Source organism: Kitasatospora sp. NPDC001175 (genome assembly GCF_053598215.1).
Window position 1 is genome coordinate 1 of the sequence record NZ_JBSFJU010000003.1, and the last position, 24,041, is coordinate 24,041.

The 24,041-nt window shown below is 71.2% G+C and carries 17 protein-coding genes, 1 tRNA gene and 1 pseudogene; 9 read left to right on the top strand and 10 right to left on the bottom strand.

The features are described from left to right. Positions 1-254, top strand: a pseudogene (locus ACWDAK_RS03330) (IS5/IS1182 family transposase); the annotation flags it as partial. 15 nt (positions 255-269) lie between these two features. Here the strand turns inward: ACWDAK_RS03330 and ACWDAK_RS03335 are convergent. Beyond that, entirely contained in the window at positions 270-497 is a 228-nt protein-coding gene (locus tag ACWDAK_RS03335) for a hypothetical protein (protein WP_449806443.1), read from the bottom strand. A 281-nt stretch (positions 498-778) separates the two neighbouring features. Between ACWDAK_RS03335 and ACWDAK_RS03340 the strand changes: the two genes are divergently transcribed. The 3 genes from ACWDAK_RS03340 (at position 779) to ACWDAK_RS03350 (ending at position 6,114) form a co-directional block, all read left to right on the top strand. After that, positions 779-3,337: a helix-turn-helix transcriptional regulator gene (locus ACWDAK_RS03340; RefSeq protein WP_427394343.1), complete on the top strand. Its 2,559-nt coding sequence runs from the start codon at positions 779-781 to the stop codon at positions 3,335-3,337. Between the two features lie 372 nt (positions 3,338-3,709). Further along, entirely contained in the window at positions 3,710-4,852 is a 1,143-nt protein-coding gene (locus ACWDAK_RS03345; protein WP_427394344.1) for a serine hydrolase domain-containing protein, read from the top strand. A 173-nt stretch (positions 4,853-5,025) separates the two neighbouring features. Beyond that, the gene (locus tag ACWDAK_RS03350; RefSeq protein WP_344634505.1) at positions 5,026-6,114 is read left to right on the top strand and encodes an alpha/beta hydrolase; all 1,089 of its coding nucleotides are present in this window, start codon (positions 5,026-5,028) and stop codon (positions 6,112-6,114) included. Positions 6,115-6,302: 188 nt separating this feature from the next. Here ACWDAK_RS03350 and ACWDAK_RS03355 read toward each other — a convergent pair whose 3' ends face one another. From ACWDAK_RS03355 to ACWDAK_RS03370, 4 genes are all read right to left on the bottom strand, one after another. Further along, positions 6,303-8,240: a multicopper oxidase family protein gene (locus ACWDAK_RS03355; protein WP_344634506.1), complete on the bottom strand. Its 1,938-nt coding sequence runs from the start codon at positions 8,238-8,240 to the stop codon at positions 6,303-6,305. A 163-nt stretch (positions 8,241-8,403) separates the two neighbouring features. Then, complete coding sequence (locus tag ACWDAK_RS03360; protein ID WP_427394345.1) at positions 8,404-9,333, bottom strand: ferritin-like domain-containing protein; 930 nt, start codon at positions 9,331-9,333, stop codon at positions 8,404-8,406. Between the two features lie 31 nt (positions 9,334-9,364). Further along, entirely contained in the window at positions 9,365-9,913 is a 549-nt protein-coding gene (locus ACWDAK_RS03365) for a gluconate 2-dehydrogenase subunit 3 family protein (RefSeq protein ID WP_344634508.1), read from the bottom strand. A gap of 69 nt (positions 9,914-9,982) precedes the next feature. After that, a complete protein-coding gene (locus ACWDAK_RS03370) occupies positions 9,983-11,701 on the bottom strand; it encodes a GMC family oxidoreductase (RefSeq protein ID WP_427394346.1) in 1,719 nt (572 codons plus the stop codon). Positions 11,702-11,945: 244 nt separating this feature from the next. Here ACWDAK_RS03370 and ACWDAK_RS03375 point away from each other — a divergent pair, with 244 nt between their 5' ends. Continuing rightward, positions 11,946-12,305: a nuclear transport factor 2 family protein gene (locus ACWDAK_RS03375; protein ID WP_344634510.1), complete on the top strand. Its 360-nt coding sequence runs from the start codon at positions 11,946-11,948 to the stop codon at positions 12,303-12,305. Positions 12,306-12,424: 119 nt separating this feature from the next. Here ACWDAK_RS03375 and ACWDAK_RS03380 read toward each other — a convergent pair. From ACWDAK_RS03380 to ACWDAK_RS03390, 3 genes are all read right to left on the bottom strand, one after another. Then, a tRNA-OTHER gene (locus ACWDAK_RS03380) sits at positions 12,425-12,542 on the bottom strand. Positions 12,543-12,669: 127 nt separating this feature from the next. Then, on the bottom strand, positions 12,670-13,509 hold the full coding sequence (locus ACWDAK_RS03385; RefSeq protein WP_344634511.1) for a hypothetical protein: 840 nt from the start codon (positions 13,507-13,509) through the stop codon (positions 12,670-12,672). A gap of 213 nt (positions 13,510-13,722) precedes the next feature. Next, a complete protein-coding gene (locus ACWDAK_RS03390) occupies positions 13,723-17,151 on the bottom strand; it encodes a patatin-like protein (protein WP_427394347.1) in 3,429 nt (1,142 codons plus the stop codon). 270 nt (positions 17,152-17,421) lie between these two features. Between ACWDAK_RS03390 and ACWDAK_RS03395 the strand changes: the two genes are divergently transcribed. The 3 genes from ACWDAK_RS03395 (at position 17,422) to ACWDAK_RS03405 (ending at position 20,506) form a co-directional block, all read left to right on the top strand. Beyond that, the gene (locus tag ACWDAK_RS03395) at positions 17,422-18,252 is read left to right on the top strand and encodes an AfsR/SARP family transcriptional regulator (RefSeq protein ID WP_344634514.1); all 831 of its coding nucleotides are present in this window, start codon (positions 17,422-17,424) and stop codon (positions 18,250-18,252) included. A 68-nt stretch (positions 18,253-18,320) separates the two neighbouring features. Continuing rightward, positions 18,321-19,061, top strand: a complete 741-nt coding sequence (locus tag ACWDAK_RS03400; protein WP_427394348.1) for a hypothetical protein — start codon at positions 18,321-18,323, stop codon at positions 19,059-19,061. Beyond that, positions 19,061-20,506 (top strand): alkaline phosphatase family protein, encoded by a 1,446-nt coding sequence (locus ACWDAK_RS03405; protein WP_427394349.1) that lies wholly within the window; start codon positions 19,061-19,063, stop codon positions 20,504-20,506. The genes ACWDAK_RS03400 and ACWDAK_RS03405 overlap by 1 nt, the downstream gene beginning before the upstream one ends. An 80-nt stretch (positions 20,507-20,586) precedes the next feature. Here ACWDAK_RS03405 and ACWDAK_RS03410 read toward each other — a convergent pair whose 3' ends face one another. Further along, entirely contained in the window at positions 20,587-20,973 is a 387-nt protein-coding gene (locus ACWDAK_RS03410) for a hypothetical protein (RefSeq protein ID WP_344634517.1), read from the bottom strand. 629 nt (positions 20,974-21,602) lie between these two features. Here ACWDAK_RS03410 and ACWDAK_RS03415 point away from each other — a divergent pair. Further along, the gene (locus tag ACWDAK_RS03415; RefSeq protein WP_344634518.1) at positions 21,603-22,943 is read left to right on the top strand and encodes an N-acetylmuramoyl-L-alanine amidase; all 1,341 of its coding nucleotides are present in this window, start codon (positions 21,603-21,605) and stop codon (positions 22,941-22,943) included. A 78-nt stretch (positions 22,944-23,021) separates the two neighbouring features. Here the strand turns inward: ACWDAK_RS03415 and ACWDAK_RS03420 are convergent, their stop codons facing one another. Continuing rightward, entirely contained in the window at positions 23,022-23,960 is a 939-nt protein-coding gene (locus tag ACWDAK_RS03420; protein ID WP_344634519.1) for an AraC family transcriptional regulator, read from the bottom strand. Positions 23,961-24,041 lie beyond the last annotated feature (81 nt).

Genomic DNA, 24,041 nt, shown 5'->3' on the forward strand with positions numbered 1-24,041 from the left:
ACCTGCGCAGACGCGGAATCAGGCACGTCATTCCGGAGAAGGCCGATCAGGCCGCCAACCGGATCCGACGCGGCAGGGCCGGGGGCCGGCCGCCCGGGTTCGACAAGGACCGCTACAAGAAGCGCAACACCGTCGAACGCGCGATCAACAAGCTCAAAGCCTTCCGTGCAGTTGCGACCAGATTCGACAAGCGCGGCTACGTCTACCTCGGCACCGTCACCGCAGCCGCACTCGTCATCTGGCTTCGCTCGTGATCGCCAGGACACTGCCTAGCGGCGGCACGAAGCCGCGAGAATCAGCAACAGGAGCGCGATCGCCACCATCTGGAGGCAGCCACGGCCTCCGACCGGATTCCTCCGGTCGACCTCGACATGGCCACCAGGGGGAACACCGGGGTGCCGCTTGGCATAGTGCTCGATCTGCTGTTGCTCGCCCTGGGACTCGGTGAGCCACGGTGTCTTGAAGCTGCACTCACCGCACCAGTAGCGGTACGCCATGCTGACTCCTCGGATGTCGCCGTACGCGGTCGTCCTCTCCATCACCGGCACGCGGTGCGGCCGATCGGCGGGTGGCCACCGGACCGGGCCGGTTGCCCGACCGCCCGGGCCGTCGCCCCCACCCTCCGCGGCCCTGCAACCTGCCGCCGTCCGTGCGGCCACCCGGTCACTGATCGTGGAGTCCGCGCTGATCTGCGGACAGGCCAAGGCACCGGCCAGATGTGACCGGTCGTCACGATAGGCTCACCAGCGGCCATACTGGCGAGTAGGGAGGCGACCCGGTGACAGATCAGCTCGGCCCGCTGCTACGTCGGCTGCGCCATCAGGCGGGGCTGACGCAGGAGCAGGTGGCGGAACGTTCCGGGGTGAGCGTTCGCACCATTCGCCGGCTGGAGACCGGCAAGTCCACCGATCATCGGCTGGGAACGGTGAACCTGCTGGCGGACGCCCTCGATGTCGGGTACGAGGACCGCCGACGGCTGGCGGCCACGCTCGCGAGATCGCAGAACGAAGTGGCTTCCGGGGTACCTGAACCGGTTCCCGTACCACCCGCGTTGGTGGCCGATCCGCCCGAATCAATGGCGGTTCCAACCGAATTGGTGACTGTTTCGGCCGAACCGATGGCTGACTCGGCCGAGTTGACCACCAGTTCACCGGAACAACTCGACGAGCCTCCCCCGCCCGCGGTCCCCTCGCCATTGCCGGTGCCCGGTGCGCTCGCCGACGCCGCGCAGGAGCTGGCGAGGGAGGTCAGGCGTCGCTGGCGTCGCGAGGAGGAGCAGCGCCGGGTCCACGATCCGTTTCCGCTGCCGGTCCGGTGGCAGCAGGCGCCCGCCGGCCTGACGGACCTGCAGGAGAACATCCAGCGTCTCGGGCCGGGGGTCGTGCCGCGCCAGGTGGACCTGAGCGGTGACCTGCGGAGCGTGGCCGAGGTCTACCGGCGGATCTCCTCCGGCCGATTGGTGATTCTCGGCCGGGCCGGCTCGGGCAAGTCGATTCTCACGATCAGGTTCGTCCTGGACGTCCTCGAAGCCTCGCCCGTTCCCGGCCGGGTACCGGTCATCTTCAGTCTCGGTTCCTGGGACCCGACGGCCATCACACTCCGGGACTGGCTGATCGGCCGGCTGCTGCGCGACCACCCGCACCTGGCCCGCAGGAGCCCCAGCGGGTCGACCACGGCCTCCGCGCTGGTCGACGCCGACCTCATCCTCCCGGTCCTGGACGGGTTCGACGAAATCGCTGAAGGCCTGCGCCGGGAGGCACTCGAGGCACTCAACGCCACCTCGCTCCCACTCGTTCTCACCAGCCGGCGCGGCGAGTTCGCCGAAGCCGTCCAAGCGGCGCACGCACCGCTGGTCTGGGCTGCCGGCATCGAGCTCACCGACCTCGCCATCGACGACCTCGTGACCTACCTGCCCCGGACCGCTCGAACGGTCGGTCACGGCAACAGCAGCGGCCACGGTGGCGACCACGACGGCGACGGCGGGACCGGGGCGGTGTGGGACGTCGTCCTCGGGGAACTGCGCGCCCGGGAAACCCCGGCGAGCGCGCCCCTTGCCGAGGTGCTGACCACCCCGCTCATGGTCATCCTGGCGCGCACCATGTACAGCGAGACGCCCGGCCGGAATCCGGCCGAACTGCTGGACACCACACGGTTCCCCACCAGGAAGTCCCTGGAGGAACACCTGCTGGCGGGCTTCGTGCCGGCCGTCTACCGGCGCCGCGTCCCCGAGCAGACCGAGGGCGGCCAACGACGCCGGCAGCCGAACCGGGACTCTGACCGCGTCCGGCGCTGGCTCGGCTACCTCGCCCACCACTTGGTCCGGCTCGACCACGACCGGCAGGACCTCGCCTGGTGGCAGATCGGCGACTCGCTGCCGCGCTCGACCCGCATCATGGCCGTCGTGCTGGCGACCGGGCTGTGCATCACCCTGTCCGACTGGCTGGTCTGCCCGTTCGTCACCCGGCTCGGGATCGGCGAGATCCTGCTGCAGGGGAGCCTCATGGGGCCTGTCGCCGGACTCGCCTTCGGAGCCGTGTACGCAGTCATGATCGCGTACGGCGGCGGGACGGCCTTCGAGCCGGCGCGCGTGCGGCTGCGGCTGCCCGGCGCCCACAGCCGCATCAGCCGCCGGCCGATCCACACGTTCACCGGCCGTTTCGGCAACGGTCTGTTCGGCGGATTCGTCATGGGCGTCGGATTCGCGTGCGCCCTCGCCCTCGAGCGCGCGGTGTACCCGGGGATCCCGCTCGACAACCCTGCCGTGATCGAGGGCATCCTGATCAACATGCTGGTCTTCGGGCTGATCTTCGGCTCGGCCGCCGGGCTGGTCTTCGGGCTCACAGCCGCACTGGAGGCGCCCGTGGACGTCGCCTCCGCCGCCACACCGGTCGGCCTGCTGTCCGCCAACCGCACCACGGTCGGCCAGCAGGTCCTCGTCCTGGCGCCACTGCTCACCCTCGCGATCTCCCTCGGCGGGCGCCTGGTCGTCGACCTGCTCCAGGGCCCGCTCGGACCGCTGAACTGGGGGCTGTCGGACGGGCTCCTCATCGGTGCGGTCGGCGGGCTCGGGGGTTCGGTCTCCTACGCCCTCGCCTTCACCGCCTGGGGGCAGTGGGTCCTGCTGTCCCGTGGCTGGCTGCCGTTGACCGGCAAGCTGCCCTGGGACACGGTTGCCTTCCTGGACGACGCGTACCACCGCGGAGTGCTGCGCCAGACCGGCGCGGTCTACCAGTTCCGCCACGTCCGGCTGCAACACCACCTCGGCCACACGTTCCGCCAGCAGCAGGCCAACTACGTGCCGGCCAGATTCCCCTCCGCGCAGAGCGGACCCTCGTGACGGCAGGAGCCTGCCGTCCGCCGAGGCGGCGCAGCCACGTGCCGGGCTGACTCACCGCCCGGCACCCACCGAGCCGGCTCGTAAGACCGGTGCGTACGGCTGCCGGTGAGCCTTCCGTGACGACCGGTCATAGATGGCCGGTGCCCTGGCCTGTCCCCGGAGCCGCACGAGCACCACCATCGGAGCTACCCGGTCCGCGGCACCGGGGTCCGGAGTGACCGGCCCGGAACCGCGGACACCGCCCACGGTGTGCGGGGCCGCACAACTCCTTGCGGTTCACCAGGCGGATCACATCCGCTGCCGCCCGCTCACCTCCCCGGCGCCGCGTCAACTCACCGCAGTGCCAGGACCATCTACAGATCGAGGAGTCCGATGAAGTCCCTACGTCTGACCGCCGTCGGCGCGACGCTGGTGCTCGCCGCCCTGGCCGGTGCCGGCCCGGCGAACGCGGACGCGTCGACCGCGGCCGGCATCCTCCAGGCCGGGGCCCAGCAGGGCGTCGCCGACGGATACCCCGGCGTGATCGGCCTGGTACGCCAGGGCGACACCACCCAGTACGTGCACGCGGGTGTCGGCGACATCAACACCAGGGTGCCCGCCGATCCCAAGGCCCAGTTCCGGATCGGCAGCAACACCAAGGCGTTCACCTCCACCGTGCTGCTCCAGCTGGAGGCCGAACACCGGCTCTCGATCGACGACACCGTCGACAGGTGGCTCCCCGGCGCGGTCAACGCCAACGGCTACGACGGGACGAAGATAACGATCCGCCAGCTGCTCAACCACACCTCCGGCCTGCCCGATTACGCCAAGGACTCGGGCTTCGCCCTGACCTACGCCATCAACGCCAACCCCAACCAGCCCTGGCCGCCGCAGACCCTGGTGAACCTCGCCCTCGCGCAGCACAAGCCCACCTCCGCGCCGGGCGAGCGGTGGGAGTACGCCAACACCAACTACGTGCTGGCGGGCATGGTGATCAAGGCCGTCACCGGCAACGACCCGGCCACCGAGATCCAGCACCGGATCATCGAACCGCTCGGCCTGCACAACACCGGCTTCCCGACCGCCGATCCGGCCCTGCACGGCAACTACCTGCACGGGTACGAGTATCCGGTGATCGGCATCGTGATCAGGGATGTCACGGCCTCGGACGTCCAGACCTTCGGGGCCGCCGGAGCGATCGTGTCGACCCTGGACGACCTGGCCACCTTCTCCCGGGCGCTGCTGACCGGACAGCTCCTGCCGCCGGCGCAGGAGGCCGAGCTCAAGACCACCGTCCCGGTCGCCAGCGGCAGCACGACCGGCTACGGGCTGGGCATCATCCACGAGCAACTGCCCTGCGGGCAGTGGGCCTGGGGCCACAACGGCGCCGTGCTGGGCTACTTCAGCGACTGGCTGGCCAGCGAGGACGGCACCAAGCAGGTGGTCCGCGCCAACAACGAGTTCCACCTGCTCGCCGGGACGAAGGGCCAGCAGGACACCGGCAACGCCACGCTCAACGCCTTCTGCGCGCTCTGACCCCTGACCGGACCGAAGCCCTTCCACCCGGTGCCCCCACGCCCGGCACCGCGAGCGCGGGGGCACCAGGCACGCCGGACCGGAGTACCGGACGGCACCGGAGGACTGACGGCCCGGACGAGCGGCATCCACTCCCGCACCGTGAATGTCACCCGCGTTCCGAAAGGACGAGCATGAAGTCACTTCTACCCACCTGGCGACTGCACGCGAAAGCAGCCGTCGCCGCCGCGGCGATGTCCCTGGCCGCGTTGCTCGGGGCCGCGCCCGCACACGCGGACGCCGCCTCCGTTCCGGCGTTCACCGACGGGTTCGGCCTGACCCAGGTCGGCGCCCCCGAGGTGCACTCGAGCACCGACTTCACCATCACCGTGACCACCCGGCAGCTGTCCGGTGAGCACAGGATCCGCATCTTCCTTCCCCAGGGCTACGGAGCGGACCCAGGCAAGCGGTGGCCGGTGACGTACTTCCTGCACGGCGGAGGCGGCACCGTGGACGACGCCGCGGCCGCCCCCGCGCTGCACTCGGACTCGATGATCACCGTGGTGCCGGACGGCGGTCTGAAGGGCTGGTACGCCGACTGGGCCATGCAGAACACAGCCATGGGCGCGGCGAACTGGCAGACCTTCCACACCACCCAGGTCGTCCCCTTCATCGACGCCAACCTGCGCACCATCGCCGACCGGTCCCACCGGGCCGTCGTCGGCCTGTCGATGGGCGGCTACGGCGCACTGCGCTACGCCGAGGCCCGTCCCGACCTGTTCGGCCACACCGCCTCGCTGTCCGGCGGCATCGACTTCGGCATGGCGGAGATCCGCGCGGCCGTCCTGGCCACGGAACTCAACGTCACGGGCGCGTGGTGCGCCGTGAGCACCTCCACCCCTGCGGGTACCGGCCGGTGCACCGGTTACGGGCCCTACGTCGACAGCGACGCGATCTTCGGCTCGCCGTACCCGGTCTTCAACGCGGACCACATCTGGAACGAGGTCGACCCCGCCGCCACCGCCAACCTGGCCAGGCTCGGCGGAACCGGCATCACGCTCTACACCGGCAACCAGTGGCCCATCGACCACTTCACCGAGATCGCCTCCAACACCGTCAAGACCCGCCTGGACCAGCTCCGCATCCCCAGCCGCCTGGTCGACTACGGCAACGGCTCGTCGCTCTCCCCCACGTGCGACGGCGGCCACGACTACGGCTGCTGGGCTCCCGCACTCGCCGACTACATCCCGCGGCTCCAGGCCGCGTTCACCGCGGCGAGCTGATCCCTCCTCCGGCTGACGGATCCGCCCCCGCGCCCTGCGGTCACGAGACCGGGGAAGGCGGCGGGCCCGAAAGCCGCGAGCTGTGAGACGGCTGGCGGCCACCTCGGCCGCCGGCCGAAGGTATCGCCTCGGACGGTTCGCCGTGTGAGGCGATACCTTCGGCCTCTCGCCGGTCCTGGCAGCCGGGATCAGGCCGGTCCGATGCGGTAGGGGCGCATCATCTCGTTGTCCTCGTGGTCGAGCATGTGACAGTGCCACATGTACCGGCCCGGCTGATCGAACTTCACTCTGACCCGGGTGACGCCGTTCGGATACGTGATCACGGTGTCTTTGAAACCGTTCTCCCAGGGATCGGGAGGGCGGGCTGCCTGTCCGGCTGGTTGCCGGTCGACCACCTGGAACTGCACCTCGTGGATGTGGATCGGGTGGGCGTCCTTCGTGAGGTTGTGGAACTCCCAGATCTCGGTCGCCCCGAGCGCGGGGTCCTCCGTGATGGGACCGTCCCACCCCATGAGGACCGGCTTGCCGTCGGGCCCCAGGGTACCGAGCAGCACTGCGCGGGGGCCCACCCCGTTGAGGCGGGCGGAGTTCACCTCGTTCAGGGAGAGCTTCCGGGTGCGGCTCGCCGGGCCCAGGGGTCTGAAAGCGGGGAGGGCGAGGTGGGCGGGTGGCACGGTGGTATCCGGCGCCGTGAGCGGCCTCACGACGAACTTCATGACCTGCCCGGTGGTCCTCGGGTCGGCCGGTTCGAAGTCCGTACCCGCAGTGCCACCCTGGAACGGGGCGTCCGGGGCCTCGTTGACGAGGTAGAGCTCGGTTCCGACCGGGAGGGAGGTGAAGTCGACTATGACGTCGGCGCGTTCGGCGGGTGCGGTCAGCAGTTGGTCGCGCTGGACCGGTGCGGGCAGGAAGCCTCCATCGCTTCCGATCTGCCAGAAGGGCAGGGCCGGCGATGCCGGTCGGCGGGCCGACCGATCGGCGATGATCTTCAGGATCAGGAACCGTGAGTTGCACCCGTTGAGGAACCTGAACCGGTAGCGGCGCGGCTCCACCGAGAGCACCGGCCAGGTCCTGCCGTTGGTGACGATGGAGTTGCCGAAGAACTCCGGGTTCCAGATCGGCGCTATGTCACTGCCGGGAACGTAGGGGCCTTTGAACCCGTCGAAGAACGCTCGGCTCGTCGGATAGGACAGGCTGCCGTCGTTGTTGAAAGACCGGTCCTGAATGACCACGGGTATCTCGTAGTACCTCGTCCCCGGGGGGTCGGCCGGCTTGGGCGCGGGACCGGGAAGCACGCCCTGCGGCAGGTCGTCAGGCCCACCACGCAGGAGATAGAAGCCTGCCAGTCCGGCGTACACGTTCAGCCGGGTGACACCCAGCGCGTGATCGTGAAACCAGAGCGTGGCGGCTCGGCCACGGTTCGCGTACTGGAACACCGCCGCTCCACTGCCCCAGCCCTGCCCGAACCGCACTGCGAACTTCCTCCCGAACTCCTCGTAGAAGGAACCGACTGACGCGTAGCCTCTGGGGATGTCGCGCGCGTCGGGCAGGTACCACGCCTCCGCATAGCCGTCGCTCTCCTCCTCGTTCAGCCCGCCGTGAAGATGGGTCACGATGGGTACCGGCCCTCGGTAGGGGCCCGGAGTCGAGGTGAACGCGGGACGTGAGTCCCGTCCCGACAGCCCGCCGGGAGGATTCGCCCAGTGGAGTGTGGGATCCACCGGCAGCAGATGCGGCAGGTAGCGGCCTTGGGCGTTGCGCAGTTGGTTCATCCAGGTCACCCGCACCGCCCTGCCGAACTCCGCCTCGATGGTGAGGGCGGGGAAGCTGAAGGTTCCCCTGTGCCGGACCGATCCGTATCCCCAGACGGTTGTCGCCGGGTTCCCCGGAGGCAGTACTTGCTGCCGGAACTGCCGCACACCGATCGTGTAGCGGTCCACGTCGGCCTTCCGGTCCCGGTAGTCCCTCGGCATCACCGGGGGTATCACCAGCTCGGCGACATACTTCTCCACCTTTGTCGGGTCCAGCGCACCTGCCGCCCGCACCGGCAGTGCCGTCTCGGCAGGCAGCAACAGACACGCGCCACCGACGGCCCCCGCCTCCAGCACACGTCGCCTCGTGATCATAAGGATTCCTCCCGGGGAAAAGCAGGTGGCAGGGGCGGCGGCGAAGCGACGGCCGCGTGCGCGCGCTCGGCCCGTGGAACGGTCGGCGGTCGACTGCCTCGTACTCACCGGACCGCCTCCCGAGACCACGGAGGCGGTGCTGGCTTCCCGCCTTCTGGCGGGTTCAGGCCGATCCGTCGTCCCACCGGAACTCCGGGCGGATCCCCCGCTTGATCAAGTCCCGTCCGATCATCTGGAGTCGGAACATCGCGGCCACGTTCGGCGGTGCGCCGTTCGTCCAGCAGGTCTCCAGATCGATCAGCAGCTGCTTCAGGGTGCGGTTGAACTCGGCCGAGGGGTTCGGCCGGGCCTGGGATGACCCGAAGTCGTACACGTCCGGCAGGGTGACGGGTGACCCGCTGAAGCTCCACTTCTCACCGACCTTCACCAGCCGTTTCTGGACGTACAGCTCCTTGAAGAGGTAGTAGTGCGCATGGCCGGCCCCGTCGCCGGACGGCTCCTCGGGCGACCCCTGCGTCCCCTCCCCCTCGCTCTTGATCCGGTCGATGGTGTCGATCGCGTCGGCGACGGTTCTGATCGGGTTCGTGGCCGGCAGCTCCACCGCGTGCGCGTCCTGGTCGATGTCGGGCTTGACCGCCTGGAAGGTCGCGATGATCGTGTCGTAGAAGGCACCGATCGTCGCGGGCGGCAGCTCGGCCTGCAGCGCGATGGGCGGGAACTCGGGATACTCGATCTGCATGAACACCGCGAGCTGTTCCCTGCGCAACGGCTTGAGGTCGACCGGGAGTTCCTGCGGGATGCCGCCGGGCAGCTCACTGAGCGGATAGCTCGGCAGGAAGTCCGCGTGCGCGATCGACGGGCGGCCGCCGACCGCGGCCAGGAGGTTTCCGGCGAGTGCGAAGTGGCCCATCTCCTGACTGACGATCCGGTGCAGCACGCCCTCGGTGCGGTCCGGATCGTTCTGGACCGACCACTGCGCGCACAGATAGGGCGGGATCGTGGCGAACTCCAGTCGCATCGCCAACTGCAGGGCGCCCTTGAGGTCGTCCAGCGAGAGGATCCTCGCCTCGACGTACTCCCTGATCGTCTTCATTCGCGGCACACCCGCGGTCACCGGATCCACGTCACAGCCCCAGCTTTCTGAGTTCGTCGTCGATGATGCGCTGCGCCTCGGGCGTGACGCCCGGAAAACCGAGCAGCGGTACGTTCCCGACATAGCCGATCGCCTTGAAGCCGATGTCGGACGTGAAGTAGCCGACGAGCACCAGCGACCGGAACCTGATGAAGAACTTCCGGTCCGCCGCGGTGGTCGAAGCGATCTGGTCGACGATCGCGCGCTGTCGGGAAGGGTCCAGCTCGACGAACCCGGCCCCGAACTGGCGCTGCGCCTCCGCGTCGACCATGGCGAGACCGGCCGTGATGACCGCTCTGTGCCCCTGCTGGGTGCCGTACGGAGCGCTCACCCACTCGTCGAAGAAGTCGGTGATCCCCATCCCGCTCGGCGCCGGGTACTCGCCGGTGCCCGGCAGGATGATGTCGGCGAGAACCCCGATGAGTGCGCGCTCGCGCTCAGAGAGCGTGCGCGGCCAGGGCGTGTGCGGCGTCACCAGGTTGGGATCGGTGCCGTAGCCCGGCGGCGCGGTGCCGACCCCGGCGGCATTGTGCTGGTCCATCTCTCCCTCGGTTTCTGATCTGCCGTCATGCATGCGATTGCTGCCGGGTTTTCGGTCGGGCGCACGCGGTCACAGTCCGCCGCCCTTCATCAGTTCGAGGATCCGGGCCGAGCTTCGCGCCGCCAGCGCCAGGATCGTGAGCGTGGGGTTCTTGTCCGGGCTGGACGCGAACGCGGCGCCGTCCATGACGAACAGGTTCTTCACGTCCCAGCAGCGGTTGTAGGAGTCGAGTACGGAGTCCTGCGGCGAGGTGCCCATCCGCGCGCCGCCGACCTCGTGGATAGCCCCGCCGCCCGGCGACATCTTGAACTCGCTGCTGTCCGGCGCCCCGCCGAGCAGGGTGAAGACCTTGTTGAAGGTCTCCTGCATGTGCATGGCCTGCTGGACCTCCGAATCCCCCCACTTCCAGTGGAACTGCAGCACCGGGATGCCCCACTTGTCCTTGGCCGTGGCATGGAGTTCGCAGAAGGAGTCCTCGTTCGGGATCATCTCGCCCTCGCCGATGAGGGTGATGCTCGTACCGAACTTCCGCCGCACCTCCGCGCGCAGGTCGTCGCCGTAGGTCGCGGACCCACTGTCCACCAGACCGCCGACGCCCGTGGTCGGCATCCTGCGGCCGCCGCGCGGCTCGATGTGGTACCCGCGCGGAAAACCGAGCTGCCCCTCGGCCTGCTCCTGCAGCAGCCACCACGGCACGTAGATGTGCGGTGTGAACATGCCGTCGTCGTTCAGCACCGGCAGCTTCTCCAGCATCGGGATCTGCGACGACCGCGAGAACTCGACCGAGTCCATCAGGTACTTGCCGACCAGACCGCGGCTGTTCCCGATCCCGTTGGGGAATACGTCGCTCCTCGAGTTGAGCAGGATGCGCACCGACGAGCAGGTTCCCGCCGCCAGCACCACCACCCTTCCCGTCACCGAGAGTTCGGATCCGGTCTCCCGGTCGTTGTAGGTGACCCCGGTGGCCCGGCCGGTCGCGTCGACGTCGACCCGGGACACCATGGCGTTGCACACCACGGTGAGGTTCCCGGTGGCGCGGGCGGGCGGAATGAGGACGGTCGTGCTCTGGAAGTTGGAACGGCTGGAGCAGCCGCTCGTACACGGCGTCGCGTACAGGCACGCCGCACGTCCGTTCAACGGGCGGGTGAGAACGGCCGCCCGGATCGCCGCCACCTTCATGCCCAGGTGCTCGAACGCCCTGGTGAGGACGGCCTCGTGGGCGCGCGGGGGCGGCGGCGGAAGCTGGACGCCGGGCGGGGAGTCGGGGGCGTTCTCGATGCCGTGCGGAAGGCCGGTGACGCCGATGAGGCGTTCGGCCTTGTCGTACCAGGGCGCCAGATCGTCGTACTCGATCGGCCAGTCGAAGCCCAGTCCGTCACGCGTCTTCGGCTTGAAGTCGTAGGGGCCGAAGCGTAGCGCCACCCGTCCCCAGTGGTTGGTGCGGCCGCCCAGCATCCGCGGCCGCCACCAGCCGAACGACCGGTCGCTGTCCGGCAGGGTGCCGTCCGCCTGGGTACCGTCCGGCCGGACGTAGGGCTCATCCGGGATGGCCCAGCCTCCGCCGACGGTGGCGTCGTAGAAGCCCAGCTTCTTGTCCGACGTCACGGCCGCCCGTAGCGGCGCGGCCTCCTGGGTGTTGAACATCGGCGTCTCGGTGCCGGGGTCGTAGTCCCGGCCCGCCTCCAGCATCAGGACCCGGAGGCCCGCCGCGGCGAGTTCGTGCGCCGCCATTCCACCGGCGGCCCCGGAGCCGACGATGATGACGTCAAACGCCTGTGTATCGGACACGTGGCCCCACTCTTTCACCGGATATCGTCGCGCGAGACACGCCTGTCACCCTCGGTCATCGAGCCGTGACAATCCTCGCAGGGCCCATGGCGGGCCGCGACCCGGCAGCGGATCAGCCGGCCCGCCGGACAGCCGCACGAGCGGCTGCTGAAGTCCGAGTCCACCGGCGGTCCGGGCCCCCGGCCGCGTCCGGATCCCGGAAGTCCGGGACGCACCCCGTCCCGTACGGTTAGCATCCCCAGGTATGGATCTCGCGTTCGCACAGCACTTCGCCGAGGAGTGGGCCGCCGCCTGGAACTCCCGTGATCTGGAGCAGGTCCTGGCCCACTTCACCGACGACGTCGTCTTCACCTCGCCCAGGATCGTCCACTTCCTCGCGGACCCCTCGGGCGAGGTACGCGGCAAGGACGCCCTGCGCGCGTACTGGACCAAAGGGCTCCAGCACCTGCCCGATCTCCACTTCACCGTCGAGGACGTCCGGGCCTCAATCGACACCGTGGTCATCAACTACCGCAACGAGCGGGGCCAGGCGGTCGCCGAGGTGCTGACGTTCCGTGGGGGACTCGTCTGCCGGGGCCTCGGTGCCTACGGGCCCGAGATGTGAGACCGCCGGACCGCTCCCGCACCGATCGGCCTGCCGAGTCCGCGACCTGACGCGATCGGTGCCGGAGAGGCCGTCCGCGTGAGGGCCCGCGGCGCCGCCTGCCCGTCCTGGACGGATGCGGGAGCCGGCGGGATTCGAACCCGCGGACGGGCTCGGAGCAGGTCCGCCCCTCCCCCATCGATCGCCACCCGGGGTTCCTCCGGGTGGCGACTGCAATCGGCCGCTCTGCCACGGTCCGCATCCTGCGGGATTGCGCGGTCCCGCTGCGGCGATCGTATGGAAGCCCGCCGGGACGGCGCCACCGGGTTTACCGGGAACGGTACGGAAGGGCCGCAAACCGGTAAGCAGCGCCCGGGAGAACAGGTCACTGCAGGATGTTCACCGCGCGGGCGACCACCAGCACCACCGTCAGCAGCGAGATCGTCGACTGCGTCATCATCAGCATCTTGGCCCAGCGCGAGAGCGGCATGGTGTCCGTCGGGCTGAAGGCCGTGGCGTTGGTGTAGGCGACGTACAGGTAGTCGAGGAAGCCCGGCTCCCAGGCGGGCGGGGCGATCTCCGGCTGCTGCATCTGCGGGAAGAGCAGGTCCGGGTAGTCCGCGGTGCCGAGAGCGCGGGCGGCCGGACCGCCGCGGTCCCACTCCCAGTACCAGAGCCCGAAGGCGATGACGTTGGTCGCCCAGATCGCGCCGCCCGTGATCAGCAGCTCGGTCGCATTGGAGCCGCCGGCCCCGCTCACCAGCTCGCGCACCAGCTTCACCGCCGACCAGCCGTTGGCCAGGCTGATCGCCCCGACCAGACTGAGGTTCACCGCGCGCAACGCGCGCGTGCTGAGGTCGAGCCGGCGGTGCGGGTGCATCACCACCTGGGCGCAGAGCAGGCCCAACTCCAGTGCCGGCAGCATCCACTGCGGATGGATCGTCAGCCGGGCGGGCAGGACGAGTTGCAGGCCCACCGCCACCAGGATCACGACCGTCACCGCCCAGCGCTGCTCGGCCTCGGTCTCGGTGCGCCAGACGGGCCGGATGGCCGGCGAGGTGCCGGCCGGCGTGGAGGTGGTGGTGGAGATCAGCGCTTCGATCCGGTCGAGGCGCTGGTGGAGCGCGGCGGCGAGCTCAGGGGTGGCGCCGGGTCCGACGGGCGTGTCGGGCCCGGCGGGCTGATCGGCGTCATCATGCTGTTCGTTCGCGGGACTGGGGCTCATGACGATCATTGTGAAGTGTCCGACCCGGCCTCAGGGAGGCCCGGCCGATTCCGGTTACGGGACGGGCGCCGGCCCCCTGACCGACGACCGACCGGACTGACGTCGGGTCAACTTCCCACGACCGCTGCGGGAAGCGGACCGCCGACCGCCCGGCCCCGGCGAAGCCGCAGCAGTTGTGGTCCTCCTGCCCCCGAAGCGTCGGATGCCGGGTGGTCACGGCTGCCGTGCACTGCCCTCCGGCTCCGCCCTCCCCCGTACCCGGGTCTTCCGGGCCTCCCGTTGGGACCGGGCCACCCACCATCCGGCCAGGACGACGAGCGCGCCCACCCCGATCCTGATCAGCACGCTCTCCGCGTCCGCCGGTGAGCGGTGCACCCATTCCCAGGAGAGATAGCCCAGCGCGGCGGCGACGAGCACGGCGAGGACCGCGAGGCGCCCTCCCACCCCGCGGGCTCCCCTGGTCAGCAACGCCGCCGCGGAGGACCCGGCGAGCAGCAGGAGCACACCGGCGAGCGTGAAGGCCATCGGCAGACCGGGCACGAAGAGGGCGCACGCGAGGAGTACCCCGCCGGCGGCGACGGCGAGTTCCACCGCCCGGGTGCCGAAGCGGCTCCGACGGGTGAGGAAGGAGACCATGCCCCAGACGGCCAGGGTGTAGCCGCGGAAGGCGGCGAGGACCATGCCGACCGACTTGGTCCCGTGCGGGCCCGGGGCGTGCGCAGCGGCATGCCGGGGCTTGAGCGCGGTCACGGTGTTGGCGGCGGCCGCGGCCGCGTGGGCGATCGTACGGGCGAAGGTGTCGCTGCCCATGTCGCCCGGGATCCGCTCGCGCCCGATCGCGTCGGCGGCCCGCCACAGGTACCAGAGGTCGTCCGTCCGGAGCACGCCGCCGGTGTCCTTCTGCTTGCCGTCGTAGCAGTCCAGCCAGGTCCGGCTGGCCTCGGTGCGGTCGTCGGGGGCCTCGCCGCGGATCGAGTCCGCCAGCGCGCCGATCTCCTCCCGGAGGATCGAGGTCTGCACCGATCTGCTGACCGCCCGGACGCAGGCCGCCAGCCCGGCCGCGTCGACCGCCGCCGAACCCGGCACCGTGGCACCACCCGGGCCCAGTCGGGCAGTGTCGTCGGCGCCGCCCCGCACCTGCCCGGCGGAAGCGGAGACGGCCGGAGTGACCGAAGCGGTCTGAACCGATGGGTCCGGCGTATCCGGTGTGTCAGGCACCTCCGCTGCGTCAGGCCCGTCCGCCGCCTTCCGGGGAATGACCGTGACGACGCCCTCGATGAAGCGCCGGCACTCCTCCTCGTCCTCCAGTTCCCAGCGCTCCGCGAGCCAGTCGCGGTCGAGGGCGCCCTGCGGGCCGGTGGCGACGGCGCACTCCCGGAGGAGACCGAGCAGTTCGTCCGCGCGGCGCCGCCGCAGCTCGGAGCTCCGCTCGGGCGAGGCCGGCCCGCCGTCCGCCAGCACCGCGCCGCACTGCCGGAGCCGGTCGGGTGAGAGCAGCATCCGCACGATGTGCACCGCGCCGTCCATCCGCCCGTGCAGCCAGTCGTTGACCCGCCAGGACGGGCGGTAGAACGCGCCGAAGTGGTGGAGCTGCACGCCGGTCAGCAGTTCCGGGGCGGTCGACGAGAACTGGATCAGCTCCACCTCCTGTTCGACCTCCTGGCTCGCGCCCGCGAAGGCGAGCTGGACCACGTCGAGCCGGAGCATCCGCCGCAGTAGGTGCGGTTCCGCACCCTCGACGGGTACCGGTCCCGGCGCGAACAGGTAGTCGTGCAGGTCCGCCAGCCGCCGGCTCTCCAGACGCTGGGACTCGACGGTCCGCCCGATCGCGACCACATCGGCGATGGCGTCGCGGCAGGCCCCCAGGTGCGCGGCCACCTCGCAGGCCTGCTGGTACTGCCGCTGCCTGCGTTCACCGCTCCCGCCCTGCGTCCCCGTCCGCACCCAGCCGTCGACGACCTGGTCGAGCCAGCGCGCGAGAGCGTCCGGGGCGGTCACCGAGCCGAGCCCGTCCGGCTCGCGGGCCGGCATGGGCGGGAGGCGGCGCAGCTCGCCGTCCGGCATCTCCACCTCGCCGCCGGCCGGGGCGCCCGCCCAGTAGGCGTCCAGCGTCAGCCGGTCCCGGCGGATGCCCTCCACCGTGCGGCTCAGCCGGCTGCGGGCCGCGACGATCTCCCGGCGCTGCGCGGATCGCATCGGCGAGAGCAGGACCGCTCGCCGCAGTACGTCGACGGCCAGGTCCGCCAGCCGTTCGACCGTGGTGATGCCCCAGTCCCAGTCCGCGCCCGTCCGGGTCAGGGCGGCGTCGAAGGGGTCGGCGGGGATGAACGAGCCTCCCCCGCCCCGCTTCCGGTGGAGCAGCCCGCGCAGCGTGTCGGCCAGCTCGCGGCGGCTCCAGCCGGGCTGCCCGGGCCGCTGGCCCGCCGCGATGAGTCCAGCGATGATCCGGGCGGCGTTCTCGATCCGGACCTCGAGGTAGCCCTCCCACGCCCGTCCGGACAGGTCCTCGGCACCGCCCGTCAGCGCGGCCGCCAGCCGCTCCCTGGCCCGCCGGCGCAGGTTGACCGCCTCGTTGCGGGTCCGGATCTCGGTGAGCTCCCGCGACACCGAGTCGGTCGAACGAAGCCGGGTGAGCACGCCGAGCAGCGCGTCCCCGGCGTGCGGGAGGTTCTCCGGTGACGGCACCTCGGTGGGCAGGGTGGTGGTCTCGGTCGGGTCGGGCACCACGTACGCGAGCACCCGGCGCACCTGTACGCCCGCGGGCTGCCGGTAGACCGCCTCCAGTGCCGGGCGGATCGGCTTGTTGAGCAGTACCCCGCCGTCGAGCACGTACTGCGACTGCCCGAAGTCGGCGCCGCCGGCGGTGGACGGCCACGGTCCGCCGCCGGGAGCGGGCGGACCAGTCACCTCGACCCAGTGCGGCTCGAACGCCCCGGGGAAGGAGGACGTGCACCTGGCCGCGCCCGCGAGCTGGTCCACGACCGAGTCCTGGGCCAGGTCGCCGAGGGCGCCGGTGCCGTCGGCGGGACTGGCGAACCTGAAGGTCGCGTCGTGGTCCACCTCGGTGATCCCGATTCCCATGTCGTCGGTGAACGAGGTGGTCCGCCCCTCCCAGAGGGTGCCGGTGAGGATGAGCTCGACCGGACGTTCCGCGGCGTCCCGGGCCGGCCGGCCGGCTCCCGCAGGCGGCGGGGAGGCGAGGACCTGCCGCAGCGCGCCGGTGAGCGTCGGCAGGAAGTACTCGTCCCCCATCAGCAGGGACGGCGGGTTCTTCCGGAGCGGGCTGCGCAGCAGCCGCTCCAGGCTGCCCTCGGTGCGCCACAGGTCCCGCATGGCGGTGAGGTCCCGGTTGCGTGCGAGCCCGAGCGCGAGGAACGCGCCGTTGATGCCGCCCGCCGAGGTACCGGCGATCACGTCCACCCGTGCCTCGGACTGCAGCAGTTCGAGGAGCGGGCGATAGGCCGTCAGGTTCCAGCGACGGACCATCGCCAGGTGGTGGAGTTCCAGCGTCACACCGCTCATCCACACGGCCAGGCTCACTCCCCCGTTCAGCACCACGGCCAGGCGGATCTCCTGGCGGTCGAAGTCCGCGTCCTGGGCCGCGCCGCCCAACGGGTCAGCGCCCTCGTGCGCCGTGTCCACCACAACGTCTCCTCGGTTCGTCCTCGGACCTGCTGTTGGCAGTGTCGGCCAGGGCCGGCGGGGCCGCCGCCCCAGCACGCATTCGGCCCCTTCCCCCGGCGGCTCGAAGCCGGCTCGGGACGGCGGCGGAGCGGCCGGGGTCTCCCGGTCCGGCCGTGGTGCGCCGCTGGTCCCGGCGATTCGACACGGTCCGGCGGCGGGCGGACGATGGCTGGAGGACAGGGTCGAAGCGACCGGACCGCTGGCGTCCCCGTGGCGGAGGTCTCGCGCATGGACCGCGGATATCAGGGTGCCCGAGGGGCCGCCGAGGTGCGAGCCCGCCTTCCCGTCACGGCGCCCGGGGGTACCCGCTCGCCCGTCCGCCTCGAGTTACTCGGCGGTTTCGCCCTCCTGGTCGACCAGCAGCCGGTCAGCGTTCCGGCGGGTTCCGAGCGCGTGCTGGCGTTCGTCGCACTCCGCCGCTGCCGGGTGCCCGTGCCCAGGCGCCTGATCGCGGGGACGCTCTGGCCGGACGCGGCCGAGCACTGCGCCTACGCGAACCTGCGGGCGGCGCTGTGCCGGCTGGGCGGCGAGGGCAGACGGGCTCTGGAGATCAGTCCAACCGAGGTCGGCCTGGCCGCGGAAACCACCGTCGACCTCCACCGGGCCCGCTCGCTCGCCCGCCGGGCGCTGGACGACGCGCCGGCCCCGGCGTACGACCTCGGTCTGGCGGCCGTCGCCGACCTGTCCGCCGATCTGCTGCCCGGCTGGTACGAGGACTGGCTGCTGTCCGAGGCCGAGGAGTGGCGCCAACTGCGGCTGCACGCCCTGGAGATCCTCGCCGAGCGGTTCACCACCGCCCGGCGGCACGGCGAGGCGGTCGCGGCCGCCCACGCCGCCGTCCTCGCCGATCCGCTGCGGGAGAGCAGCCGGGCCTGCCTCATCCGGGCGCACCTGGCCGAGGGCAATCCGTCCGAGGCGATGCGTGATCTGAGGCACTACGAGCAGCTGCTCCGACGGGAGTTGGGCCTCCGGCCGACGCCGTGGCTGAACCGGCTGGTGGCGCACGCGGTCGCACCGCCGTCACACCCCGGTCACGCCGGCCGCGCAGAGTGGGAGTGACCGAGGGCCGCGGGGCGAACGCCCGGTGCGCCCGGCCGGAAGGCGCTGCGCGTACGGCTGGAGGAACGATGCCGAACGTCAAGATCGAAGTGACCAACGAGAGCAGGACGCTCACGGACGACGAGGTCAAGGCGGCCATCCCCGCGCTGCAGACCCAGGTCAGCCGGGACTTCGCGCCGGTCTGGGGGACGGATGCCCAGCTGTCGTTCGCGGCACCGGCGGCGCTCTCCGACGACTCCTGGTGGCTGGTGGTGCTGGACGACTCCGACCAGGCCGGCGCCCTTGGCTACCACGATGTGACCTCGAACTTCCTGCCGCTCGGCAAGGTGTTCGCGGGCACCGACAAGAAGTACGGCCACCAGTGGACGGTGACTGCCAGTCACGAGCTGCTGGAGATGCTCGGCGACCCCGACATCGACCTCGTGGTGTTCGACCAGCCGACCGGGACCACGGGCAGGCTGTACGCCATGGAGGTGTGCGACGCGCCCGAAGCCGAGGAGTACGCGTACAAGATCGGCGACACCCTGGTCAGCGACTTCGTCCACCCGTCGTGGTTCCAGCCGCACGCCGCCAACGGCAACGGCAACGCCGACGGCGCCGGGTTCGACCACGGCGGTTTCATCAAGAAGCCGCTCGAACTGCTGCCCGGCGGCTACATCGGCGTCTTCGACGTCTCGTCCGGCACCGGATGGACCCAGCAGACCGGATCCGAGAGCCCCGCCTACGCCAACCGGCCGCACGTCGGCAGCCGCCGTGAGCGGCGCCGCACCCCGCGCGACCAGTGGCTGCCGAGCACCCGGAGGTCCTGATGTCCGACGGTGACCCGCTGTCGGGCGTGGACCACCTCGTGGTGCTGATGATGGAGAACCGCTCGTTCGACCACATGCTCGGGTTCCTCTACCCGAACAACGTCTCCGACGCCGGACAGGAGTACGCCGGGCTGACCGGCGACGAGTCCAACCCGGACAAGGGCGGACAGGCCGTCAAGGTCCGCCGCATCGAACCCACCGACCGGCACCCCTACTTCATGCCCGGCGCCAACCCGGGCGAGGGGTACCGCCCGACCAACGCGCAGCTCTTCGGCAGCCTCACCCCTCCCACGCCGCCGGTCGCGACCATGCAGGGATTCGTGACGAACTTCGCCGACACCCTGGTGCTGCGCAAGCAGAACCCGCACCAGACCGTCCTCCCGGGCACCGTCGCCGACGACATCATGGCCTGCTTCGCGCCCGAGACGCTGCCGGTCCTGTCCGCCCTGGCCCGCGGCTACGCGGTGTGCGACCACTGGTTCGGCTCGGTCCCGACCGAGACCATGCCGAACCGGGCCTTCGCGTGCGCCGCCACCAGCCAGGGCCACCTGGACGACCACACCCACAGCTTCACCTGCCCCAGCATCTTCGGCCTGCTCAGCAAGCACCAGGTGACCTGGCGGGTCTACGGCTACCAGGACCCCCCGCTGACCAGCGGCAACTTCCCCGACATCCACAGCGCGTCCGCCGACCACTTCGGTGTCTTCACCGACTTCCAGACGGACGCCCGGACGGGGAAGCTACCCGCGTTCAGCTTCCTGGAGCCCAGCTGGCAGGCCGCCGGCAACAGCCAGCACCCCGTCCTCGACGTGGCGTTGGGCGAACAGCTGATCCAGCAGGTCTACCAGACCCTGCGCGGCGGCCCGGGCTGGAACCGGACCCTGTTCGTGCTCACCTACGACGAACACGGCGGCTGCTACGACCACGTGCCGCCCCCGGCCTGTGCGCCACCCGCGGACGGCACCGCGGGCGAGTTCGGCTTCGGCTTCGACCGCTTCGGCGTACGGGTGCCGACCGTGCTCGTCTCCCCGCTGATCGCCCGCGGCACCGTCTTCCGGGCGCCGGGCGGTGCGACACCGCTCGACCACACCAGCATCCTGCGCACCCTTGAGCAGCGCTGGTCGCTGCCGTCGCTCACCGCCCGGGACGCCGCCGCCAGTGACGTCTCGGCGGTGCTCACGCTCGGCACACCGCGCACCGACGACGTCCTCGCGGGAGTCACCGCACCGGCCGCGGCGGCCGTCAACCCCGCGGCGGGCGAGGTCACCCACCTCCAGCAGGTGTACGCCGACCTCGTCGCCCGCCGGATGATCCCGGGCCAGGCGGCCGCGCTCGACCACAGTCCGCCCACGCAGTTCACGCCCCAGGCGTACGCGGACTTCATCCAGACCCGCCTCCAGGGCGTCCCCGTCCACGGGGGCCAGGACCCAGCCCGGGGAGGCTGACGAGCCATCCTGTGACCGCCCGGCCTGCGCTCGCCCCGACCGGGCGGTCGGACTTCACCGTCGGAGCCAGACCCTCGAAGTCAGCTGCCAACGCTGCCGGGGCACCCGCTGACCGGGCTGCACTGCAGGATCACCTGGTAGGCGTGGCTCTCGACCCCCTTGCCACCGGCGCTCGTGGTGGTCCTCACGAACCGCCACTGGGAGGGCTTGGTGTGCTTGGTCGTGCCCGCCTTCTCAACCTGGACGTTCAGCGTGCGTGCGGCCAGGTCATGGGTCTCGACCAGGACCTCGCCGTCGCCCACGGGGAAGTGGTCGTGCAGCAGGACCAGGCCGAAGCGGTCGAGGTTCCCGTGCTTCTCCAGCACCGCCACGAGATCGCTCACGAACTGGCTGTCCCGCGGCCCCAGACCTTCGGCCTCCTCGAATCGAGGAAGGGCCCGCTCGGTAGTGGTCGTCCGGTTTCCCATCGACGTGCTCCTCATCATCGGCATCAGCGGCTGAGTGGCACTTGGCAGGCTAAGCGGGCCGACATACCCCTGCAATTCGGGACCTACCCCGCTGGATCCCACCAAACAGGACGGCCGCACACCAGCCGGAGCGGGCCGAGGCGGCCTGCGACGCCTCGCTGCCGGTCGGGGCACGCCCCGGATCGCCGGACACGGGACTCCACACCAACGGCCGTACGTCCACTGCCCGGTGATGGAGCCGGTCGGGAATCATCCGGCCGGAAGCCGGTGTTGGGGCCGCCGTGATCGATAGAACCGACATCTCCTTCGGCCCTGACTCCCGCAACCGCCTCTCCGAGACTGCCGATCCGTCAGCCGTTGGAGCGGAGGCCGCCCTTGAGTCGTTCCCTCCCCGGCGACGGCCGGCAGCCGCCGTGCCGGCCGGGCGGATCCGGCTGATCGCCGATCGGGGCCGGTGGAGGGCAACGGTCGGCCGCCGGACCGCGTCCTTCACCGTCGGGCGGTGCTCGTACGCGCCGGCGGCCACCGCGCCGAGAGGGCCCGGAATCGGTCCCGGCACCTACAATCCGTTCCGGAACCCGATCCGAAGCGAGCCGTGATCCTCCCAATCCACCCACAGGACGGCTGCCATGACGACCAAGCACCGGATCGGTACCGCACTCGCCCTCACCGCCGCCGGTGCCCTGTGCCTCGCCACGTTCGGCCCGGCGGCGTTCCCGGGTCCGGCGAGCGCGACCGGGCAGAGCACCGACTGCCCGCGCTCCCTCCGCTGCGACTGGGTTCCGGCGGCCTACCAGCAGAACGGTGACCTGGGCGACAAGCGGGCCTACGGCAACTACGACCTCTCCGACCGGCCGTACACCAACAGGATCAGGTACCTCGTGCTGCACGACACCGAGGAGCGGTACACGGCCACCCTGAGGATCTTCCAGGACCCGGCCCGGTCCGCCTCCGCGCACTTCGTGGTCCGCTCCCGGGACGGCCACACCACCCAGATGGTGCGGACCGGGGACATCGCCTGGCAGAGCGGCAACTCCTACGTCAACGCCCACTCCGTCGGCATCGAGCAGGAGGGCTACGCCACGGCCGGCGCCGGGTGGTTCACGCCTCAGATGTACCGTTCGACGGCCGCGCTGGTCCGCCACCTCGCCGACGAGTACGGCATACCGCTCGACCGGCGGCACATCCTCGGGCACGACAACGTGCCGCCCACCTCCACCGCCGGCACCAAGGCGATGCACTGGGACCCGGGACCGTACTGGGACTGGAACCGCTTCATGGCCCTGGTCGGACGGCCCACCGTCCCCACCGCCGCACCCGACAGCCGGCTCGTCACCGTCAACCCGGTGTTCGCGCAGAACCTGCAGGCCTTCCGCGACTGCGAGAAGCACACCGACCTGCCGCTCCAGCCCAGCAGCGCAGTCCCGCTGTACACCGAACCGTCCACCGCCGCACCGCTGTTCGCCGACCCGGCGCTCCACCCGCCGGGCGAGGCGGGCACCGACTGCGCCGACGACTGGGGCGACAAGGTGAGTGCGACCCAACAGGCGGTGATGGCCGAGCGCAGACCCGGCTGGACCGCCATCTGGTGGTACGGCCAGAAGGCCTGGTTCCAGACCCCCGGCGGCACCCGCACCACCACCCCGACCGCCGGAACCGTGGTGCGGCCCAAGGCGGGGCGCAGCGAGGTCCAGGTGTACGGGGTGGCCTACCCGGAGGCCGCCGACTACCCGGCCGGCTTCACCGAGCCGCGCACCGGCGCGCCGCTCCCGTACACCATCAAGGCCGGCCAGTCCTACCCCGGCGGCGGCGAGGCGCCCGCCGGGTACTACTACGCGCCGACCTTCGACTCCTCACTCCCCTACGACCACACGTACTTTCCGGGCCGCACCGGGTACGTCACCGTGCAGATCGGTCACCGGGTGGGCTTCGTGAAAGCGTCGGACGTGGACGTCGTCCAGGTCGGCTGAGCCCGGGTGCGCGGGCGCCGGACCCGGCGCGGATCCCTGCGCCGACTCCTCCGGCCCGCCCCGGGCCCGCCCGAAGCGTCAGGCCGCCTGGGCCTGGCGGCGGTAGTGGCCGGGGGCCAGGCCGTACTCGCGTTTGAAGGCCTTGCCGAAGGCGAACTCGGAGCCGTAGCCGGCCTGGGACGCGATGGCGCTGAGGGGGACGTCGGCCTCACGGAGGAGTCTGGCGGCCGTGGTCATCCGCCAGCGCTTGACGTAGGCCAGCGGCGGTTCCCCCACCATGGTGGCGAAACGGCGGGCGAAGGCAGCACGGGAGAGTCCGGCCCGGGTAGCCAGGGACTCGACGGTCCACGGAGCCGACGGGTCGTCGTGGATGGCCGCGAGCGCGGGTGCGACCGCCGGATCGCCGAGCGCGGCGGCCCATCCCCGGGCGGCAGCGGCGGGCTGCTCCTCGAACCAGGCCCGCAGGATGTACAGCAGCAGTGAGTCGATCAAGGTCGGCACGATGCCCTCCGAGCCGATCCTCGGATTGTCGAGCTCCGCGCCGAGCAGTTGGACGGCGGCGGCGAGTTCGGGGTGCCGGCCGTGCCGCGCCGGGAGGTGGATCAGCTCGGGCAGCTGGCGGACCAGCGGGTGCGGCCGGGCCTGGTCCAGGTGGTAGCTGCCGCAGAGCAGGCTGGTGAGCGGCCCGTCTCCGCCGATCGACAGTGATCCGATCGGCGGTGCCTGGCGGTACTGCTCCGGCCGGGCCCTGGTGGGTGGTGTGGCGGGGTCGTCGGCGAGCACATGGCCGCTGCCGTCCCGCAGGAAGACCACGTCGCCGGGCCCCAGGGCGACCGGCCCGAAGCCGGCCTCGGACTCCTCGGCCGGGATCAGCCAGCAGGTCCCGTGCAGCACCACGTGGAACCCCGCCCCGGCCACCGGCGGCAGCTGCAGCCCCCAGGGCGCCCGGCCGTCGGTGCGGACCGACGCCGGGTGACCGGTCCGCATCGATGCCAGTGCCTCGGTCAGGACGTCCATGCTCCGCTCCCTCACTCGCTCGCCACGGGGCGGTGCGGGCCGCCCGTCCCCTGAGGGCCCGCACCCTCGCGCCGGCGGGAT